This is a genomic window from Pseudomonas sp. GW821-FHT02C04, from assembly GCF_059421845.1.
Genome location: NZ_JBWKVT010000002.1, coordinates 290,549 through 309,346, shown reverse-complemented (window position 1 = coordinate 309,346; position 18,798 = coordinate 290,549). Strand labels below are relative to the sequence as shown.

General features: G+C 62.2%; 17 protein-coding genes. 13 read left to right on the top strand and 4 right to left on the bottom strand.

Annotated features, from left to right (window positions below; genetic code table 11):
• Window positions 1-92 precede the first annotated feature (92 nt).
• The gene (locus tag AC07VV_RS09505; RefSeq protein WP_495036082.1) at window positions 93-1,016 is read left to right on the top strand and encodes an SdiA-regulated domain-containing protein; all 924 of its coding nucleotides are present in this window, start codon (window positions 93-95) and stop codon (window positions 1,014-1,016) included.
• Between the two features lie 106 nt (window positions 1,017-1,122).
• On the top strand, window positions 1,123-2,040 hold the full coding sequence (locus AC07VV_RS09500) for an SdiA-regulated domain-containing protein (RefSeq protein WP_495036081.1): 918 nt from the start codon (window positions 1,123-1,125) through the stop codon (window positions 2,038-2,040).
• A 54-nt stretch (window positions 2,041-2,094) separates the two neighbouring features.
• On the opposite strand, the gene rpiA is transcribed toward AC07VV_RS09500, so the two are convergent.
• Window positions 2,095-2,769 carry a ribose-5-phosphate isomerase RpiA gene (rpiA, locus tag AC07VV_RS09495; protein WP_096817491.1) on the bottom strand — a complete coding sequence of 225 codons (675 nt, stop codon included), beginning with the start codon at window positions 2,767-2,769 and terminating at the stop codon, window positions 2,095-2,097.
• Window positions 2,770-2,917: 148 nt separating this feature from the next.
• Between rpiA and ilvA the strand changes: the two genes are divergently transcribed.
• Together ilvA and AC07VV_RS09485 are read left to right on the top strand one after the other, a co-directional pair.
• Window positions 2,918-4,432 carry a threonine ammonia-lyase, biosynthetic gene (gene ilvA, locus AC07VV_RS09490; RefSeq protein WP_249483631.1) on the top strand — a complete coding sequence of 505 codons (1,515 nt, stop codon included), beginning with the start codon at window positions 2,918-2,920 and terminating at the stop codon, window positions 4,430-4,432.
• Between the two features lie 39 nt (window positions 4,433-4,471).
• On the top strand, window positions 4,472-4,897 hold the full coding sequence (locus AC07VV_RS09485) for a DUF2269 domain-containing protein (protein ID WP_085709022.1): 426 nt from the start codon (window positions 4,472-4,474) through the stop codon (window positions 4,895-4,897).
• A gap of 22 nt (window positions 4,898-4,919) precedes the next feature.
• On the opposite strand, the gene AC07VV_RS09480 is transcribed toward AC07VV_RS09485, so the two are convergent.
• Window positions 4,920-5,576: a histidinol-phosphatase gene (locus AC07VV_RS09480; RefSeq protein WP_495036080.1), complete on the bottom strand. Its 657-nt coding sequence runs from the start codon at window positions 5,574-5,576 to the stop codon at window positions 4,920-4,922.
• A gap of 143 nt (window positions 5,577-5,719) precedes the next feature.
• On the opposite strand from AC07VV_RS09480, the gene AC07VV_RS09475 reads away from it, so the two are divergent.
• Together AC07VV_RS09475 and ptsP are read left to right on the top strand one after the other, a co-directional pair.
• A complete protein-coding gene (locus AC07VV_RS09475; protein ID WP_003229203.1) occupies window positions 5,720-6,199 on the top strand; it encodes an RNA pyrophosphohydrolase in 480 nt (159 codons plus the stop codon).
• A gap of 22 nt (window positions 6,200-6,221) precedes the next feature.
• Complete coding sequence (gene ptsP / locus AC07VV_RS09470; protein ID WP_192559231.1) at window positions 6,222-8,501, top strand: phosphoenolpyruvate--protein phosphotransferase; 2,280 nt, start codon at window positions 6,222-6,224, stop codon at window positions 8,499-8,501.
• Between the two features lie 31 nt (window positions 8,502-8,532).
• Here the strand turns inward: ptsP and AC07VV_RS09465 are convergent, their stop codons facing one another.
• Entirely contained in the window at window positions 8,533-9,279 is a 747-nt protein-coding gene (locus AC07VV_RS09465) for an NRDE family protein (RefSeq protein WP_495036079.1), read from the bottom strand.
• A gap of 130 nt (window positions 9,280-9,409) precedes the next feature.
• Between AC07VV_RS09465 and AC07VV_RS09460 the strand changes: the two genes are divergently transcribed.
• The 3 genes from AC07VV_RS09460 (at window position 9,410) to AC07VV_RS09450 (ending at window position 12,126) form a co-directional block, all read left to right on the top strand.
• Window positions 9,410-10,192 (top strand): sulfite exporter TauE/SafE family protein, encoded by a 783-nt coding sequence (locus AC07VV_RS09460; RefSeq protein ID WP_495036078.1) that lies wholly within the window; start codon window positions 9,410-9,412, stop codon window positions 10,190-10,192.
• Between the two features lie 96 nt (window positions 10,193-10,288).
• A complete protein-coding gene (lgt, locus tag AC07VV_RS09455) occupies window positions 10,289-11,104 on the top strand; it encodes a prolipoprotein diacylglyceryl transferase (RefSeq protein ID WP_096817506.1) in 816 nt (271 codons plus the stop codon).
• A 50-nt stretch (window positions 11,105-11,154) separates the two neighbouring features.
• Window positions 11,155-12,126 carry a thymidylate synthase gene (locus AC07VV_RS09450; RefSeq protein WP_011336420.1) on the top strand — a complete coding sequence of 324 codons (972 nt, stop codon included), beginning with the start codon at window positions 11,155-11,157 and terminating at the stop codon, window positions 12,124-12,126.
• A 59-nt stretch (window positions 12,127-12,185) separates the two neighbouring features.
• On the opposite strand, the gene cadR is transcribed toward AC07VV_RS09450, so the two are convergent.
• The gene (cadR, locus tag AC07VV_RS09445) at window positions 12,186-12,635 is read right to left on the bottom strand and encodes a Cd(II)/Pb(II)-responsive transcriptional regulator (RefSeq protein WP_064600182.1); all 450 of its coding nucleotides are present in this window, start codon (window positions 12,633-12,635) and stop codon (window positions 12,186-12,188) included.
• 84 nt (window positions 12,636-12,719) lie between these two features.
• Here cadR and AC07VV_RS09440 point away from each other — a divergent pair, with 84 nt between their 5' ends.
• The 4 genes from AC07VV_RS09440 to AC07VV_RS09425 all read left to right on the top strand — a co-directional run bounded on the left by AC07VV_RS09440 (window position 12,720) and on the right by AC07VV_RS09425 (window position 18,775).
• Window positions 12,720-14,987 (top strand): heavy metal translocating P-type ATPase, encoded by a 2,268-nt coding sequence (locus AC07VV_RS09440; RefSeq protein WP_495036077.1) that lies wholly within the window; start codon window positions 12,720-12,722, stop codon window positions 14,985-14,987.
• A 16-nt stretch (window positions 14,988-15,003) separates the two neighbouring features.
• Window positions 15,004-15,867 carry a LysR family transcriptional regulator gene (locus AC07VV_RS09435; RefSeq protein WP_102619666.1) on the top strand — a complete coding sequence of 288 codons (864 nt, stop codon included), beginning with the start codon at window positions 15,004-15,006 and terminating at the stop codon, window positions 15,865-15,867.
• A gap of 107 nt (window positions 15,868-15,974) precedes the next feature.
• Window positions 15,975-17,051 (top strand): putative 2-aminoethylphosphonate ABC transporter ATP-binding protein, encoded by a 1,077-nt coding sequence (locus tag AC07VV_RS09430; RefSeq protein WP_007953451.1) that lies wholly within the window; start codon window positions 15,975-15,977, stop codon window positions 17,049-17,051.
• Entirely contained in the window at window positions 17,051-18,775 is a 1,725-nt protein-coding gene (locus AC07VV_RS09425; protein ID WP_495036076.1) for a putative 2-aminoethylphosphonate ABC transporter permease subunit, read from the top strand. The genes AC07VV_RS09430 and AC07VV_RS09425 overlap by 1 nt, the downstream gene beginning before the upstream one ends.
• Window positions 18,776-18,798: the final 23 nt, after the last annotated feature.

Genomic DNA, 18,798 nt, shown 5'->3' with positions numbered 1-18,798 from the left:
CATCCTGTCCGGATAATTCCGGTCATTCTGGCGTCTGAGCCGGCCTCTTTGTGCTATTACCCATAGCCTGAATTTTCGGAACGCGTCCTCTGATGTCATCTCAAACACAGCTCAACACTGCTCGCCGTTCACGTTTCGCCCTGCGCTGGTATTACTGGCTGTTGCTGGTGGTCGCGGCCGGTTACGGTCTGGCGTATGCCATGCATTGGGATGACCGGGGCCTGTTGTGGCTGCGCGAGCGCTTCGAAAGCCCGGCTGAACGCACGGCGAGTGTCTGGTTGCCGGACTATCGGGTGGTGATCGACGCCAAGCTGTTGCCGGGGATGGAAAAGGACGAGGCCTCGGACCTGTCCTATGACCCGCAGAGCAAGACCCTGTTTTCGGTGATGGGCAAGAACCCGTTCCTGGTCGAGCTGACCTTGCAGGGCGACGTGCTGCGCAAGATGCCGCTGGTGGGCTGGATCAATCCGGAAGGCGTGACCGTCATGGGCAATGGCTTGCTGGCCATCGTCGATGAGCGTGAACACATGCTGTCGATCGTCAAGGTCGACGCCAATACCCGCGAGCTGAAGCGTGATGATTTCCCGAAATACGACCTCGGCCCGTCGAAAAACCAGAACAAGGCCTTCGAGGCCATCACCTGGGATGCCCGCAACCAGCGACTGTTGCTGGGCGAAGAACGTCCGCCAGCGCTGTTCACCTGGAAAAGCGACGGCAGCCAGACCCTCACCGGCGACAAACAGAAACTGCCGAATGACGAACTGGACATCCGCAACCTCTCGGCCCTGGCTATCGATCCGCGCACCGGTCACACCCTGGTGCTGTCTGCCGATTCGCACCTGCTGCTGGAGCTGGACGAGAAGGGCGAGCAGGTCAGTTTCATGACTCTGCTGGGCGGCTTCAACGGTCTGAAGCAGACCATCCCCCGCGCCGAAGGCGTGACCATGGACGAGGCGGGCACGCTGTACATGGTCAGCGAGCCGAACCTGTTCTACCGCTTCGAAAAACAGAAATAACCCGCCTGCCGCCGCAAGGTTGTCGTCCGGGGCAAGTGGCCTTTAAGCTTCGATTCAGACAGGCGTGATATTTCATCCGCCTGTTTTGATCCCGAGCCCAGCCCGCATGCGTCGATTTGCCCGTCCCAAGCCACTTCTGATCATCCTCTCGGTGATTGCCCTGATCGCATTGATTGCGATCGGCCAATACCTGCGTCTGTTCGAGCGCGCCTGGTTCAACCTGCAAAGTCACTGGCAGCCCCACAGCATTGAGGCGATCAATCTGGATCAGTACCGCGTGGGCATCGAGGCTCGGGTCATCGAGGGGCTGAACGATGACGTCTCCGCGCTGACCTACGATCCGGTGCGCAAAAGCCTGTTCACCGTCACCAACAAAAATGCCGAGCTGATCGAATTGTCGCTGGAGGGCCGGATTCTGCGCCGTGTCGCGCTGATCGGTTTCGGCGATCCGGAGGCGGTCGAGTTCATCAGTGCCGACACTTACGTGATCACCGACGAGCGCCAGCAGCGCCTGATCAAGATCCACCTGGAGCACGACACCACGTTCCTCGACGCAGCGGATGCCGAGCAGATGACACTCGGCGTGCACATGAGCGGCAACAAGGGTTTCGAAGGTCTGGCTTACGACTCGGTGGGCAAGCGCCTGTTCGTGGCCAAGGAGCGTGATCCGATGCTGATCTACGAAGTGCACGGCTTTCCCCACTTCAACCCGGAAAAGTCCTACGCGGTGCATGTCATCAACAATCCCAAGCGCGACGCCGGGATGTTCGTGCGTGACCTGTCGAGCCTGCAATACGACGAGCGCAGCGGCCATCTACTGGCGCTGTCGGACGAGTCGCGGCTGATTCTGGAGCTGGATGTGGACGGGCGTCCATTGAGCACGATGTCGTTGAACGGTGGTCGGCAAGGGCTGAAGAAAACCGTGCCGCAGGCGGAAGGCATTGCGATGGATGACGACGGGACGTTGTATCTGGTGAGCGAGCCGAATCTGTTTTATGTCTTCAGAAAGTCAGACCAGAACTGACATTCTTCAATGAACCCCTGTGGGAGCGGACAGGCTCCCACAGGTTCTTCAGGCTTACTCGGCCTTCAGAGTCTTCACGCCTTCGCTGGTGCCCAGCAACAGCAGATCCGCCGGACGCGCCGCGAACAGGCCGTTGGTGACCACGCCGACGATCGCGTTGATCTGTGCTTCCAGTTCCACCGGATTGGTGATCTGCAGGTTGTGCACGTCGAGGATGATGTTGCCGTTGTCGGTCAGCACGCCTTCGCGGTAGACCGGGTCGCCGCCCAGTTTCACCAGTTGGCGGGCAACGTGGCTGCGAGCCATCGGGATCACTTCCACCGGCAGCGGGAACGCGCCGAGTACTGGCACCAGTTTGCTGCCGTCGGCGATGCAGATGAAGGTCTTGGCCACGGCCGCGACGATCTTCTCGCGGGTCAGGGCTGCGCCGCCGCCCTTGATCAGGTTCAGGTGCTCGTCGCTTTCGTCGGCGCCGTCGATGTAGAACTCCAGGTCGCTGACCGTGTTCAGTTCGTACACCGGAATCCCGTGGCCCTTGAGGCGCGCGGCAGTGGCTTCGGAACTGGCGACCGCGCCATCGAACGCGCCCTTGTGCTGGGCCAGGGCGTCGATGAAGCAGTTGGCGGTGGAGCCGGTGCCGACCCCGACGATGCTTTTGTCGTCGAGTTTCGGAAGGATGAAGTCGACGGCGGCCTGGGCCACGGCCTGTTTGAGTTGATCCTGGGTCATGCGGGCTCCGGAAGCGGGCAAGGTAAGAACGGAAAGGCCGGCATTATAGCCTCAAGCCGGGCTAAAACCTCTGGATTCGTGTGGTCGTGCGCCCGAAAGCCGGGTTAGACTCGTTGGCCCTGCCCAACCCGCTCAGTGATGCTTTCCGATGCTCGAACAGTACGTCAAGAAGATCCTCACCTCGCGCGTTTATGACGTTGCCGTAGAAACCCCGCTGCAGAACGCTCGCCAGCTCTCCGAGCGGCTGGGCAACGACATCTGGCTCAAGCGCGAAGACTTGCAGCCGGTGTTCTCGTTCAAGATTCGCGGCGCCTACAACAAGCTGACCCAACTGAGCGACGAAGAACGCGCTCGCGGCGTGGTCACCGCGTCGGCGGGCAACCATGCGCAGGGCCTGGCCCTGGCGGCGAAAGTGCTGGGCGTGAAGGCAACCATCGTGATGCCCAAGACCACCCCAGAGATCAAGGTCGAAGGCGTGCGCTCCCGTGGCGGCAAAGTGGTGCTGCACGGTGATTCGTTCCCGGAAGCCCTGGCCTACTCGCTGAAACTGGTCGATGAGAAAGGCTACGTCTACATCCACCCGTACGACGATCCGCACACCATTGCCGGGCAGGGCACCGTGGCGATGGAAATTCTGCGCCAGCACCCGCAGCCACTGGACGCGATTTTCGTGCCGGTGGGCGGTGGCGGTCTGATCGCCGGCATCGCGGCGTACGTGAAATACCTGCGGCCGGACATCAAGGTCATCGGTGTCGAGCCCGACGACTCCAACTGCCTACAAGCGGCGATGGCGGCGGGTGAGCGCGTCGTGCTGCCGACCGTGGGCATCTTCGCCGACGGCGTGGCGGTGGCGCAGATCGGCCAGCATACGTTCGACATCTGCAAGGATTACGTCGATGAAGTGATCACCGTCAGCACCGACGAAATCTGTGCGGCGATCAAGGATATCTACGACGACACTCGTTCGATCACCGAACCGGCCGGCGCCCTGGGTGTGGCCGGGATCAAGAAGTATGTCGAGCAGCGCGGCGTCAGCGGCCAGACCTTCGTCGCCATCGACTCCGGCGCCAACGTCAACTTCGACCGCCTGCGCCACGTTGCCGAGCGCGCCGAGCTGGGCGAGGGTCGCGAAGCGATCATCGCCGTGACCATCCCGGAGAAGGCCGGCAGCTTCAAGGCGTTCTGCGAAGCCATCGGCAAACGCCAGATCACCGAATTCAACTACCGCTACAACACCGGCAGCGAAGCGCACATCTTCGTCGGCGTGCAGACCCACCCGGAAAACGACCCGCGCAGCGCCTTGCTGGCGAGCCTGACCGAACAGGGTTTCCCGGTACTCGACCTCACCGACAACGAACTGGCCAAGCTGCATATCCGCCACATGGTCGGCGGGCGTGCGGCGCAGGTGGTCGATGAAGTGGTGTTGCGCTTCGAGTTCCCGGAGCGTCCGGGCGCACTGTTCAACTTTCTCAACAAACTCGGCGGGCGCTGGAACATTTCGATGTTCCACTACCGCAACCACGGCGCGGCCGATGGCCGTGTGGTCGCCGGGCTACAAGTGCCTCATGAAGAACGTCACCTGGTTCCCGCAGCGCTGGCGGAAATCGGCTACCCGTACTGGGACGAAAGCGACAACCCGGCCTATCAGCTGTTTCTTGGCTGAACGGCTACGCTGATGGGCAGGCCATAAGGAAATCGGACAATGGAAACGTTAACTGCCCTGAAAACGGCGCACATGGTCGCCACCGTGGTTCTGCTGGCGAGTGCGCTGGGACTGGGCGTCTGGGTTTTGCTCGCCCGGCGCAAAGGTGATGCGACGGCGGGCAGCCGCACGTTGCAGCGGCCACGGGTGTTTGTCTGGCTGCTGATGGGCCTGGCGCTGCTGAGCATGCCGTTTACGGGGTGGTGGATGGTGCATCTGGTGGGCTGGCCGTTGGGGCAGACGTGGATTCTGGCCTCCAGCGTGCTGTACACCGTGGCGGCGCTGGCGTGGTTCTGGCTGCTGGTGCGCTTGAACCGGTTGCGCAAGGCGCCGGGCGGCGTCGGCAGGTTCAGCTTTGCCCTGGCGCTGTTCAGTTTTGTCTGCTTTGTCGCGATTGCCGGGTTGATGGGCGCCAAGCCGGTTTAAGGCACGGCACCCGACCTCGAGATCAATCGCGCAGCGAGATGACCGACCAGCCGCGTTTCTCGGCTTCGGCCCGCAGATTCGGGTCCGGATCAACAGCGACCGGGTTCACCACCTGCTCCAGCAGCGGCAAGTCGTTCATCGAGTCGCTGTAGAAATAGCTGTCTTCCAGCGAATGCCCAGTCTCTTCCAGCCAGCGGTTCAGGCGCGTCACCTTGCCTTCACGGAAGCACGGCACGTCGGTGCTGCGACCGGTGTAGCGGCCGTCCTGCATCTCGCACTCGGTGGCGATCAGGGTTTCAACGCCCAGGCGCTCGGCAATCGGTGCGGTGACGAAGCGGTTGGTGGCGGTGATGATCACCAGTTTGTCGCCGGCGTCGCGGTGCTTTTTCAGCAGCTCGACCGCTTTTGGCAACATCAGCGGCTCGATGCAGTCGCGCATGAAGTCGCTGTGCCATTGCTCGAGCACGGCCATGTCGGTGCGGCCGAGAATTTCCAGGCAGAAGTTCAGGTACGCGGCGTTATCCAGTTTGCCTGCCAGGTAGTCCTGATAGAACTCGTCGTTGCGTGCCTTGTAAGCGATCGGGTCGAGGAAGCCGCGTTCACACAGATAATCGCCCCAAGCGTGATCGCTGTCGCCGCCCAGAAGGGTGTTGTCCAAATCGAATAAAGCCAGGCGCATTGCAGTTACCCGCTGAAAAGTCAGTAAAAAGGCCACAAGAATACGGTCTTTTCACAAGAGTGCACATAAGGTAGGAAGCTTCATTGCTGCCTTCACAATCTTTGTGGAACAATGCGGCGACATGCGTTTGCGAGGTTGTTGCCGTGATCGACCCCGATGGTTTCCGTCCTAATGTCGGGATCATTCTGACGAATGACGCCGGACAGGTGCTATGGGCTCGCCGTATCAATCAAGATGCCTGGCAGTTTCCGCAAGGAGGGATCAATCCCGAGGAGACGCCGGAAGACGCCTTGTACCGCGAGTTGAACGAAGAAGTGGGCCTGGAACGCGAGGATGTTGAAATTCTCGCCTGTACCCGGGGCTGGTTGCGCTATCGTTTGCCGCAACGTCTGGTGCGAACCCACAGCCAACCGCTGTGCATCGGCCAGAAACAGAAGTGGTTTCTCCTGCGCCTGATCTCCAACGAGCAGCGGGTGCGGATGGATTTGACCGGTAAACCGGAGTTCGATGGCTGGCGGTGGGTCAGCTATTGGTATCCGTTGGGCCAGGTGGTGACATTCAAGCGCGAGGTGTATCGCCGCGCTCTCAAAGAGCTTGCCCCGCGCCTTTTAGCGCGCGACTGACGACGGAGTTCGACCCCGAGCCATGCTCAATACGCTGCGCAAGATCGTCCAGGAAGTTAACTCCGCCAAGGATCTCAAGGCGGCGTTGGGGATTATTGTGTTGCGCGTCAAAGAGGCCATGGGCAGCCAGGTCTGCTCGGTCTACTTGCTTGATCCCGAGACCAACCGCTTCGTCCTGATGGCCACCGAGGGCTTGAACAAGCGCTCGATCGGCAAGGTCAGCATGGCACCCAACGAAGGTCTGGTCGGCCTGGTCGGCACGCGTGAAGAACCCCTGAACCTCGAAAACGCCGCGGATCACCCGCGCTACCGCTACTTCGCCGAAACGGGCGAGGAGCGCTACGCCTCGTTCCTCGGGGCGCCGATCATTCACCACCGCCGCGTCGTCGGCGTGTTGGTCATCCAGCAGAAAGAACGTCGCCAGTTCGATGAAGGTGAAGAAGCCTTCCTCGTGACCATGAGCGCGCAGCTCGCTGGCGTAATCGCTCACGCCGAGGCCACCGGGTCGATCCGAGGTCTGGGCCGTCAGGGCAAGGGCATCCAGGAAGCCAAGTTCGTCGGCGTGCCGGGTTCGCCGGGCGCAGCGGTCGGTACGGCGGTGGTCATGTTGCCGCCGGCGGATCTGGACGTGGTACCGGACAAGCACATCGACGACATCGATGCCGAGCTGGAGCTGTTCAAGACCGCCATCGAAGGCGTGCGCGCCGACATGCGTGCCTTGTCGGCCAAACTGGCGACCCAGTTGCGTCCGGAAGAGCGCGCGCTGTTCGACGTCTACCTGATGATGCTCGACGATGCCTCGCTGGGCAGCGAAATCACCACCGTGATCAAGACCGGCCAGTGGGCCCAGGGCGCGCTGCGTCAGGTGGTCACCGATCACGTCAACCGTTTCGAATTGATGGACGATGAATACCTGCGTGAGCGGGCGTCGGACGTCAAGGACCTGGGTCGTCGCTTGCTCGCCTATTTGCAGGAAGAGCGTCAGCAGAACCTGGTCTACCCGGAAAAAACCATTCTGGTCAGTGAAGAACTGACGCCGGCAATGCTCGGCGAGGTGCCGGAAGGCACGCTGGTCGGTCTGGTCTCGGTACTCGGTTCGGGCAACTCCCACGTGGCGATCCTGGCCCGGGCCATGGGCATTCCGACGGTCATGGGTCTGGTCGACCTGCCGTATGCCAAGGTCGACGGCATCGACATGATCGTCGATGGCACCAAGGGCGATGTCTACACCAACCCCAGCGAAGTGTTGCGCAAGCAATTCGCCGACGTGGTGGAAGAAGAGAAGCAACTGGCGCTGGGTCTCGATACCCTGCGCGACCTGCCATGCGTGACCCTCGATGGCCACCGCATGCCGCTGTGGGTCAACACCGGCCTGCTGGCGGACGTGGCGCGGGCGCAGAAGCGTGGCGCCGAAGGCGTCGGTCTGTACCGCACCGAAGTGCCGTTCATGATCAACCAGCGTTTCCCGAGCGAGAAGGAACAACTGGCGATCTACCGCGAGCAGCTTGCCGCGTTCCACCCGCAACCGGTGACCATGCGCAGCCTGGACATTGGCGGTGACAAATCGCTGTCGTACTTCCCGATCAAGGAAGACAACCCGTTCCTCGGCTGGCGCGGGATCCGCGTCACCCTCGACCACCCGGAAATCTTCCTGGTGCAGACCCGCGCGATGCTCAAGGCCAGCGAAGGCCTGAACAACCTGCGGATCCTGCTGCCGATGATCTCCGGCATCCACGAGCTCGAAGAGGCGCTGCACCTGATCCACCGTGCCTGGGGCGAAGTGCGCGACGAAGGCACCGACGTGCCGATGCCGCCGGTGGGCGTGATGATCGAAATTCCTGCGGCGGTTTACCAGACCAAAGAGCTGGCGCGGATGGTGGACTTCCTGTCGGTCGGCTCCAACGACCTGACCCAGTACCTGCTGGCGGTGGACCGCAACAACCCGCGGGTGGCCGATCTCTACGACTACCTGCACCCGGCGGTGCTGCAAGCCCTGCAAACCGTGGTGCGCGACGCCCATGCCGAAGGCAAACCGGTGAGCATTTGCGGCGAGATGGCCGGTGACCCGGCGGCCGCGGTGCTGTTGATGGCGATGGGTTTCGACAGCCTGTCGATGAACGCCACCAACCTGCCGAAGGTGAAATGGATGCTGCGTCAGATCAACCTGAGCAAGGCCAAGGATCTGCTGGCAGAACTGATGACCATCGATAACCCGCAAGTTATCCACAGCTCGCTGCAGTTGGCGCTGAAGAACCTCGGATTGGCGAAGATGGTCAGTCCAGCGGCGGCCAAACCTCTCTGAGCACAGGATCGCAGCCTTCGGGCTGCGATCTTCAGAGGTTGATTTCCACTTCCCCCAAGTGCCCGCCATACGGCCCGAAACTGCGCTCCACCATCCGCCGCGTCCCGTCGGCCTGCACAATCAGCGCCGTACTCGCCCGCGTCCCATAGCTCTGGCTGGCAATAAACACACTCGACAGCAACGACTCGGTCGCCAGGCCCACGCCAGTGTCCGGCAGTTCGGCAAACGGCGCGGTCTGCGCATCGCCCAGCAGCGCGAGCAACTGCTCGGGTTGTGGATCATCCAGCACCGCATTCAATGCAGCCTTGGCCTTGAGCAGTTTCGGCCACGGCGTATCCAGTCCGGCGTTTGAAAGTCCATAAATACCCGGCTGCAACATCACCGGTTCCGAAGACCGGGCGTTGAAATGCCACAACTCATGCGCATTGCCCAGCAGCAGATTGAACCCGGCATATTCCGGTGAACGGGCGACAACGTCGGACAAATAGTCATCGATCGAAAGGTTTCCGGTCAGAAACCCCGCCACCAACTCGCCCCGAGAACGTCGGGCCGGTGGCTGATGCGGATCGCGGATGTTGGTCAGCGCGGCAAAGCGTCCGTTGGCGCCGAGGCCGAGCCAGGTGCCTCCGGCTTCCAGATCCCGACCGGCGTGAACGTGCGGTGACTCGGGCCACTGGGCCAGCGGCAGGCTGGGCCGGGCGTAGAACTCGTCGCGGTTGGCCGCGACGATCAGCGGCTGGGCATGCCCCGGCCGCCAGGCGAAAACGATCAGGCACATAAGGTAGTCCTTGTGTGTTTTCTGCCCACTCTACGCAGACATCGTCCGTGCATCCATCGCCAGTGGAGCCGAAGGCCATGCATCCGTTACCATGCCGCTCCGGTTTTGGGGATGCGCCTTGGAGGCAGTCATGGAATTTCTGCTCTATCTGGCGCTGGGTGCCTGTGCAGGCGTGCTGGCCGGGCTGTTCGGGGTTGGCGGCGGGATCATCATCGTTCCGGTGCTGGTGTTCAGTTTCACCTTGCAGGGCTTCGATCAGTCGATCCTGACACACCTGGCGGTCGGCACGTCGCTGGCGACGATCATCTTCACTTCGGTCAACGCCGTGCGTGAACATCATCGGCGTGGGGCGGTGCGCTGGTCGATCTTCAAGTGGATGACCGTCGGGATTCTGCTTGGCGCCGGTTTCGGGGCACTGACGGCCGAAGCGATCTCCGGGCCCAACCTGCAAAAGATCATCGGTGTGTTCGCCCTGGTGATCGCGGCGCAGCTGGCGCTGGACGTCAAACCCAAGGCCAGCCGAACGGTGCCAGGCAAACTCGGTCTGACCGTGGCCGGCAGTGTGATCGGCTGGGCGTCGGCGATTTTCGGGATTGGCGGCGGCTCGCTGACCGTGCCGTTCCTGACCTGGCGCAGCGTGCCGATGCAGCAGGCGGTGGCGACCTCGTCGGCCTGTGGCCTGCCGATCGCCGTGGCAAGTGCAATAAGTTTCATGATTCTGGGCTGGCATGATCCGTTGCTGCCGGCCCATAGTCTCGGGTTTGTGTATCTGCCGGCGCTGCTGGGCATTGCGTTGACCAGCATGGTGTTCGCCCGTCTCGGCGCGCGGCTGGCGCACAAGTTGTCGCCGAAGTTGCTGAAACGGCTGTTCGCCGCTTTGCTGTTCTGCGTGGGGCTGAGCTTTCTGTTCTGAGGCGGTTGTTCCGAGCAGGCCACAATCCTGGCTTAATCCTGAGGTGGCAGCGTCGCCCGGGAATTTTGAAGATTTGAACTCTAACGAGGAGTCGCAATGCTGCCTTACCCGCAGATCGACCCGGTGGCCCTGGCCATCGGTCCGCTGAAAATCCACTGGTACGGCCTGATGTATCTGGTCGGCATTGGCGGTGCGTGGCTGCTGGCGTCGCGCCGGCTCAACCGTTTCGACCCGACCTGGACCAAGGAGAAACTCTCCGATCTGGTGTTCTGGCTGTCGATGGGCGTGATTGTCGGCGGGCGACTGGGCTATGTGCTGTTCTACGATCTGAGCGCCTACATCGCCAACCCGACGCTGATTTTCGAAGTGTGGAAGGGCGGCATGTCGTTCCACGGCGGCTTCATCGGCGTGATGCTGGCGGCGTTGTGGTTCGGCAAGCGTAACGGCAAGTCGTTCTTCCAACTGATGGACTTCGTCGCGCCGATGGTGCCGATCGGCCTGGGTGCCGGACGCATCGGCAACTTCATCAACGCCGAGCTGTGGGGCAAGGCCACCGACGTGCCGTGGGCCATGGTGTTCCCGCCGTTCAGCGACCCGGCGCAACTGCCGCGTCACCCGTCGCAGCTGTATCAGTTCGCGCTCGAAGGCGTGGCATTGTTCCTGATCCTCTGGCTGTTCTCGCGCAAGCCGCGTCCAACCATGGCGGTCTCGGGCATGTTCGCGCTGTTCTATGGCATCTTCCGTTTCATCGTCGAATTCGTCCGCGTTCCGGACGCGCAACTGGGCTACCTCGCCTGGAACTGGCTGACCATGGGTCAGGTACTGTGTGTACCGATGATCATCGGCGGGCTGTTCCTGATCTGGCTGGCCTACCGTCGTGCCCCGGCGGCACCGGTTGCACCGACGGCTTAAATATTCGAACCCCGGCGCGGTTGGCCGGGGCTCAAGGACACAGGTAACTCATGAAGCAATATCTCGATCTGGTGTCGCACGTCATCAACAACGGCACCAAACAGGCCAACCGTACCGGCGTGAACACCATCAGCTTTCCGGGCGCGATGCTGCGCTTCGATCTGCAGGAAGGTTTCCCGGCGATCACCACCCGCAAGATGGCCTTCAAATCGGCCATCGGCGAGATGTGCGGCTTTCTGCGTGGCGTGAACAACGCTGCGGAATTCCGTGCGCTGGGCTGCAAGGTCTGGGATCAGAACGCCAACGAAAACGCCCAGTGGCTGGCCAACCCGTTCCGCCAGGGCGAAGACGACCTCGGCGAAATCTACGGCGTGCAATGGCGCAAATGGCCGGCGTACAAGCAGATCCCGCTGAGCAACACCGCCGCCATCGAACAAACCCTGAGCAACGGCTACAAGCAGATTGCCCAGGGCGAAGAAGACGGCCAGGCCTACGTGGTGCTGTACAAAGCCATCGATCAGGTGCGCCAGTGCGTCGACACGATCATCAAGGACCCGGGCAGCCGCCGCATCCTGTTCCACGGCTGGAACTGCGCCCAGCTCGATGAAATGGCTTTGCCGCCGTGCCATCTGCTGTACCAGTTCCACCCGAATGTCGAGACCAAAGAGATTTCTCTGACCCTCTACATCCGCTCCAACGACCTGGGTCTGGGCACGCCGTTCAACCTCACCGAAGGCGCCGCGCTGCTGAGCCTGATCGGTCGCCTGACCGGTTATACGCCGCGCTGGTTCACCTATTTCATCGGTGACGCCCACGTCTACGAGAACCACCTCGACATGCTCAACGAACAGCTCAAGCGCGAGCCGTTCGCCATGCCGAAGCTGAAGATTTCGGATCGTGTGCCGGAATTCGCCAAGACGGGCGTGTACCAGCCGGAATGGCTGGAGCTGGTGGAGCCGAGCGACTTCTCGCTGGAAGGCTACGAGCACCATGCGCCGATGACCGCGCCGATGGCGGTCTGAAGCACGAGTGACCAAACACTGAGGGAGCCAAATGGCTCCCTCAGTTGTTTCTGGCGTTCTTAATGGCCGTGACTACGGCCCACATGCGAATGCTCGACCTCCGTCGCCACAACCCCGCCACTGACTTCCAGCCGCTGCAGGATCCCGCACTGATCCGCCTCCGGCCCTTCGCCACAACGCTGGCGCAGGTCGAGCAGTTGCGTCTGCAATGCCAATAACCCATCGATCCGCGCTTTCACATGCTGGATATGCTCGTCGATCAAGGCATTCACGCTTTCGCACTGATCCTGCGGGCTGTCGCGCAAGGCGAGCAGGCTGCGGATTTCTTCAAGGGTCATGTCGAGGGTGCGGCAGTTGCGGATGAAGGTCAGGCGCTCGGCGTGGGCCTGGGTGTAGACGCGGTAGTTGCCGTCACTGCGGGCCGGTTCCGGCAGCAGGTTTTCGCGCTCGTAGTAGCGGATGGTTTCCACGGCGCAATCGGTCTGTTTCGCCAGTTCTCCGATCTTCATGACAGCGATCTCCAAAAGGGTGCTTGACCCTATAGTGGCTACAGGGTCTTTACTTGGCAACAGGCACCTTCATGGACGCGACCAATGAGCGATTCCCAGCACACCTACCCTCACACCCACAAACCGGGCGACGGGCACGATCACAGTCATAAATTGCAGCCTGTGCATAAGCATTCCCACGGCGGCGATTCCTGCTGTTCGTCGAAAGCCGCTGCGCCGGCGCTGGTACAACTGAGCGAGGCGAAAAGCGCTGACGCCCGGCTGAGCAGCTTCCGCATCGAGGCGATGGACTGCCCGACCGAGCAGACGCTGATCCAGAACAAGCTCGGCAAACTCGCCGGGATCCAGCAGCTGGAATTCAACCTGATCAACCGCGTGCTCGGCGTGACCCACAATCTGCCGGACACCGCGCCGATCATCGACGCGATCAAATCCCTCGGCATGCAGGCCGAGCCGCTGGAGGCGGGCGTTGATTCCCCGGCCGCCGCCCCGGTGAAAAAACACTGGTGGCCGCTGGCGCTGTCCGGCGTCGGTGCGCTCGCTGCCGAAGTGATCCACTTCACCAGCGCCGCGCCGACCTGGGTGGTGGCGATCATCGCGCTGATCTCGATCCTCAGCGGCGGCCTCACCACCTACAAGAAGGGCTGGATCGCCCTGAAGAACCGCAACCTCAACATCAACGCCCTGATGAGCATCGCCGTGACCGGCGCCGTGTTGATCGGCCAATGGCCGGAAGCGGCGATGGTGATGTTCCTGTTCACCGTGGCCGAGCTGATCGAAGCGCGCTCGCTGGACCGCGCGCGCAACGCCATCAGCGGTTTAATGCAGATGACGCCAGAGCAGGCGACAGTGTTGCAGGCTGACGGCAACTGGGTCGAACTGGATGTGAAAAGCATCGATCTGGGCGCCCGGGTGCGAGTGAAACCCGGCGAGCGCATTGCGCTGGACGGTGAAGTCGTCAGCGGCAGTTCGACTATCGATCAGGCGCCGATCACCGGCGAAAGCCTGCCGGTGGAAAAAACCGTTGGCGACAAAGTATTCGCCGGCACCATCAACCAGGCCGGCTCGCTGGAGTACGCAGTGACCGCAGCCGCGAACAATTCCACCCTGGCACGGATCATCCACGCCGTGGAACAGGCGCAAGGTGCGCGGGCGCCAACCCAGCGCTTTGTTGATCAATTCTCGAAAATCTACACCCCGGTGGTCTTCGTCCTGGCCCTGGCCGTGGCGATCATCCCGCCGCTGTTCATGGGCGCCGCGTGGTTCGACTGGATCTACCGCGCGTTGGTGCTGCTGGTGGTCGCGTGCCCGTGTGCACTGGTGATTTCCACCCCGGTGACCATCGTCAGCGGCCTCGCGGCGGCGGCGCGCAAAGGCATTCTGGTCAAGGGCGGCGTGTATCTGGAGGGCGGTTTCAAACTCGACTATCTGGCCCTCGACAAGACCGGCACCATCACTCACGGCAAACCGGTGCAGACCGACTACCTGTCCCTCGACCCGACCGCCGACGCCACGGCCCCGGCCATTGCCGCGGCGCTGGCCGGGCGCTCCGATCACCCGGTGTCGCTGGCCATCGCCAATGCGGCTGTGGATAAAGGTTTCGCGACGCTGGTTGTGGATAACTTCGAAGCGCTGGCCGGGCGCGGTGTGAAAGGTGAGGTCAACGGTCAGGCCTACCACCTGGGCAACCACCGTCTGGTCGAAGAGCTGGGCCTGTGCTCGCCGCAACTGGAAGAAAAACTGTTTGCGCTGGAAAAACAGGGCAAGTCCGTGGTGTTGCTGCTCGACAGCTCCGGTCCGCTGGCACTGTTCGCCGTAGCCGACACGGTCAAGGAAACCAGCCGCGAGGCGATCCGCCAACTGCACGAATTGGGCGTGAAAACCCTGATGCTGACCGGCGACAACGTCCACACCGCGCAGGCGATTGCGGCGCAAGTCGGGATCGATCAGGCCAAGGGTGACTTGCTGCCCACCGACAAGCTGCAAGCCATCGAAGACCTGTACGCGCAGGGCCGTCGGGTCGGCATGGTCGGCGACGGCATCAACGATGCACCGGCGCTGGCTCGGGCCGAGATCGGTTTCGCCATGGCAGCGGCCGGTACCGATACGGCGATTGAAACCGCCGATGTCGCCCTGATGGACGACGATCTGCGCAAGATTCCGGCGTTCATCAGCCTGTCCCGCAACACGGCCAGCATCCTGAAACAGAACATTGCGTTGGCATTGGTGATCAAGGCTATCTTTCTTGGGGTAACCTTCGCCGGGCTCGCCACCATGTGGATGGCGGTGTTTGCCGACATGGGCGTGAGCCTGCTGGTGGTGTTCAACGGTTTGCGCCTGTTGCGCAAATAGAGGAAGAGGGGCGGTTGTGCTGAGTGCCGAGCTGAAAGCGTTTTACATGGTGGCCCGCCTGGGCAGCATCACGCTGGCGGCGAAAAAGCTCGGCCTCAGTCAACCGACCGTGACCACCCAGATCCGCAACCTGGAAAGCCAGTATTCGGTGGAGCTGTTCTACCGTGGCGGCCGGCGCCTGAGTGTCAGCGACGAAGGTGCGCGGCTGTTGCCGATGGTCAAGGCGCTGTTGCAGCAGGAGGCCGATATCGAGTTCTTCCTGCGCAACAGCGGTCAGGTTCAGGGCACGCTGCGTATCGCCGCCACCGCGCCGTATTACATCCTTGATCTGGTGAAGACCTTCCGCGAACGGCTGCCGCAGGTGGAAGTGTCGGTGGAAATCGGCAACTCGCAGCAAGTGCTCGAAGCGCTGGAGGATTACCGGGTGGATGTCGCGGCATCGTCGCAATTGCTCGACGATGCACGGCTGATCCGCCGGGTGCTTGGAAGCGATCCGCTGGTGCTGGCGGTGCATCGCAATCATCCGCTGGCAGCGCACGACCATGTGACGCTGAGCGCACTGGCCGGGCATACCCTGTTGATGCGCGAGCCGGGCTCGACCACCCGTCGCCTGACCGAAGAATTGCTGGCCGGCGCCGGGGTCAGTTTCGGCCCGTTGCTGGAGATCGGCAGCCGAGAATCGATCCGCGAAGCGGTGCTGCGCAATATCGGCATCAGCATCATTGCCCGCCAGGAAGTGCCGCATGATCCGCAGTTGCGGGTGCTGACCCTGGAGAATGCGCCGCAGATTCCCGAATACCTCTACTGCCTCAAGGAACGCAAGAACGCCCGGTTGCCGGCGGCGTTTCTCGGGCTGGCGCAGGAAATGTCCCCGGCCTGATCAACCCAAATCCCTGAATACCACTATCGGTCGATTTTGCCTTACTGCCATATGACCGACGCATTACAACTCTAGGATTTGCCTCATCTGCTTGATGAGGTCTGTCCATGAACCCTGCAATCGCAACTGCCCTGACCAACCCCGGCGCCCCGATGAAAGTGCGCGGCGTACAGAAGCGCTTCGGCGCCTTCACCGCGCTGGATAACGTCTCCCTCGATGTCGCGGCCGGTGAGCTGGTGTGCCTGCTGGGCCCGTCGGGCTGTGGCAAGACCACGCTGTTGCGCTGCATCGCCGGTCTGGAGAAGCAGGACAGCGGCGAGTTGTACCTCGGCGAGCGCGACGTTTCCCACCTCGCGCCGCAGGCTCGGGACTACGGCATCCTGTTCCAGTCCTACGCGCTGTTCCCCAATCTGACCGTCGAAGCGAACATTGCCTACGGCCTCGCCGGCAGCGGCCGTGATGAAGTACGCCGTCGCGTCGGTCAGATGCTGGAACTGGTCGGCCTCACTGGCAGTGAGAAAAAGTACCCGGGCCAGTTGTCCGGCGGCCAGCAGCAACGAGTTGCACTGGCCCGAGCCCTGGCCCCCGCGCCGTCGTTGCTGCTGCTCGACGAACCGATGTCGGCCCTCGACGCCCGGGTTCGCGAGCATCTGTGCACCGAGTTGCGCCAGCTGCAACGCAACCTCGGCATCACCACCCTGATGGTCACCCACAATCAGGACGAAGCCATGCTGATGGCCGACCGCATTGCCGTGATGAACAACGGCAAGGTCGAGCAGTACGCCACCCCGCAGGAAATCTACAACCGCCCGGCCACGCCATTCGTGGCCGAGTTTGTCGGCCAGGGCAACTGGCTGCCGTTCCAGCGCAGCAGCGACAGCCACGCCAAGGTCGGCGGGATGAACCTGCGTCTGGCCGATGGCAGCGTTCATAGTCCATCGGGCCGACTGTTCTGCCGTCCGGAAGCGATCAACGTCAATCCGCTGGTGCACGAAGAAAACCTGTTCCCGGCCAAGGTCCGTGAGATCACTTTCCTCGGCAACCGCTGCCGCATGAGCTTCGAACTCGATCAGTTACCCGGTCACGCCTTGCTCGCCGAACTGGCACCGGAAGCCATGCCACGCCTCGGCGCCCAGCAGATCATGGTCGCCTTGCCGCCACGCAGCCTGCAGGTGTTTGCCTGATGAACAGCAACCTCGCACTGCCGCTACCGCATAAGCAGGCGCGGCAGGTGTCCGGGGCCGAGGTCGGCGACCGGATCTTCGTCCTCGGCGGCAAACTCCTGCTGCTGGTGTTGCTCGGTGTGGCGGTGTTGTTGCCATTGCTGGCGATCTTCTGGCGCGGCTTCAGCAGCGAAGCCGGGCAGGGCGGTGGCTGGCTGGCGGCGAAGGAACTGGTGACCAGCGACAATTTTCACTGGTTGCTCGGTAACAGCCTGAAAGTTTCCCTCAGCGTCGCGGCGATCGTCGTACCGCTGGCCTACCTGTTTGCCTACGCCTTGCAACGCACGTTGATTCCGGCAAAAGGTATCTGGCGCGGGATTTCCCTGCTGCCACTGATGGCGCCGTCGATGCTGCCGGGGATTGCGCTGGTCTATCTGTTCGGCAATCAGGGCATGTTGCGCGGGTTGCTGTCGGACAACATCTACGGTTTCTGGGGCATTGTTCTGGGTGAGGTGATCTACACCTTCCCACACGCCTTGATGATTTTGCTGTCAGCCCTGTCGCTGGCGGATGCGCGACTGTTCGACGCCGCGTCGAGCATGGGCGCCAGTCCTGCGAAAGCCTTCCGCAGCATTACCTGGCCGGCGACCCGCCAGGCTGTGTTCGCCGCGTTCTGCCTGGTGTTCACCCTGACCATCACCGATTTCGGTGTGCCGGTGGTGGTCGGTGGCGACTATCAGGTGCTGGCGCTGGAAGCCTACAAAGCGGTGGTCGGCCAACAGCAATTCGGTCGCGGCGCCTTGATCGGCATGGTTCTGCTGCTGCCGGCGCTGTTCAGCTTCGGCGTCGATGCCTGGCTGCGTCGTCGTCACGGCGACTCCATGAGCGGCCGTGCCCAGGTGTTCAAACCGGCGCCGTTGAAGAAGCGCGACGCCTGTTATCTGGCCATCGTCCTGCTGATCAGTGCGGCGTTGCTGCTGGTGTTCGGCATGGCGGTGTTCTCGTCGCTGGTGAAGTTCTGGCCGTACAACCTGTCGCTGTCGCTCAACCACTATCAGTTCAACGAGACAGCCGGCGGTGGCTGGCTGGCCTACGGCAACAGCCTGAAGATGGCGCTGGGCACGGCGTTGATCGGCAGCGTGCTGATCTTCACCGGCGCCTACCTGATGGAAAAGACCCGCAGCCAGCGCGGGCTGAATTTGACGCTGCGCATGCTCAGTTTCGTACCGATGGCGGTGCCGGGGCTGGTGCTGGGGCTGGGTTACGTCTTCTTCTTCAACCTCACCGGCAACCCGCTGCACGTGCTGTACGGGACCATGACCCTGCTGATCGTCTGCACCATTGCTCACTATTTGACCACTGCGCAGATGACCGCCACCACCGCGCTGCGCCAGCTCGACGCCGAGTTCGAAGCCGCCGCGCTGTCGCTCAAGGCGCCGCTGTACCGGCATTACCTGAAGGTCACCGTGCCGATCTGCCTGCCGGCGCTGCTGGACATCGTGCGCTACCTGTTCGTCTCGGCCATGACCACCGTGTCCGCCGCGATCTTCCTCTACAGCCCCGACACCATCCTCGCGGCGGTGGCGGTGCTGAACATGGATGACGCCGGCAACGTCGGCGGCGCGGCGGCGATGTCGACCCTGATTCTGTTCACCTCGGCGGGCGTGTCCTTGCTGCTGGCGTGGGCTTCGCGCGGCTTGCTGCGCCGTTCCCAGGCCTGGCGGCAAACGGCGCCCGGCCACTGATTTTCCCAACCTCAACTCAAGAC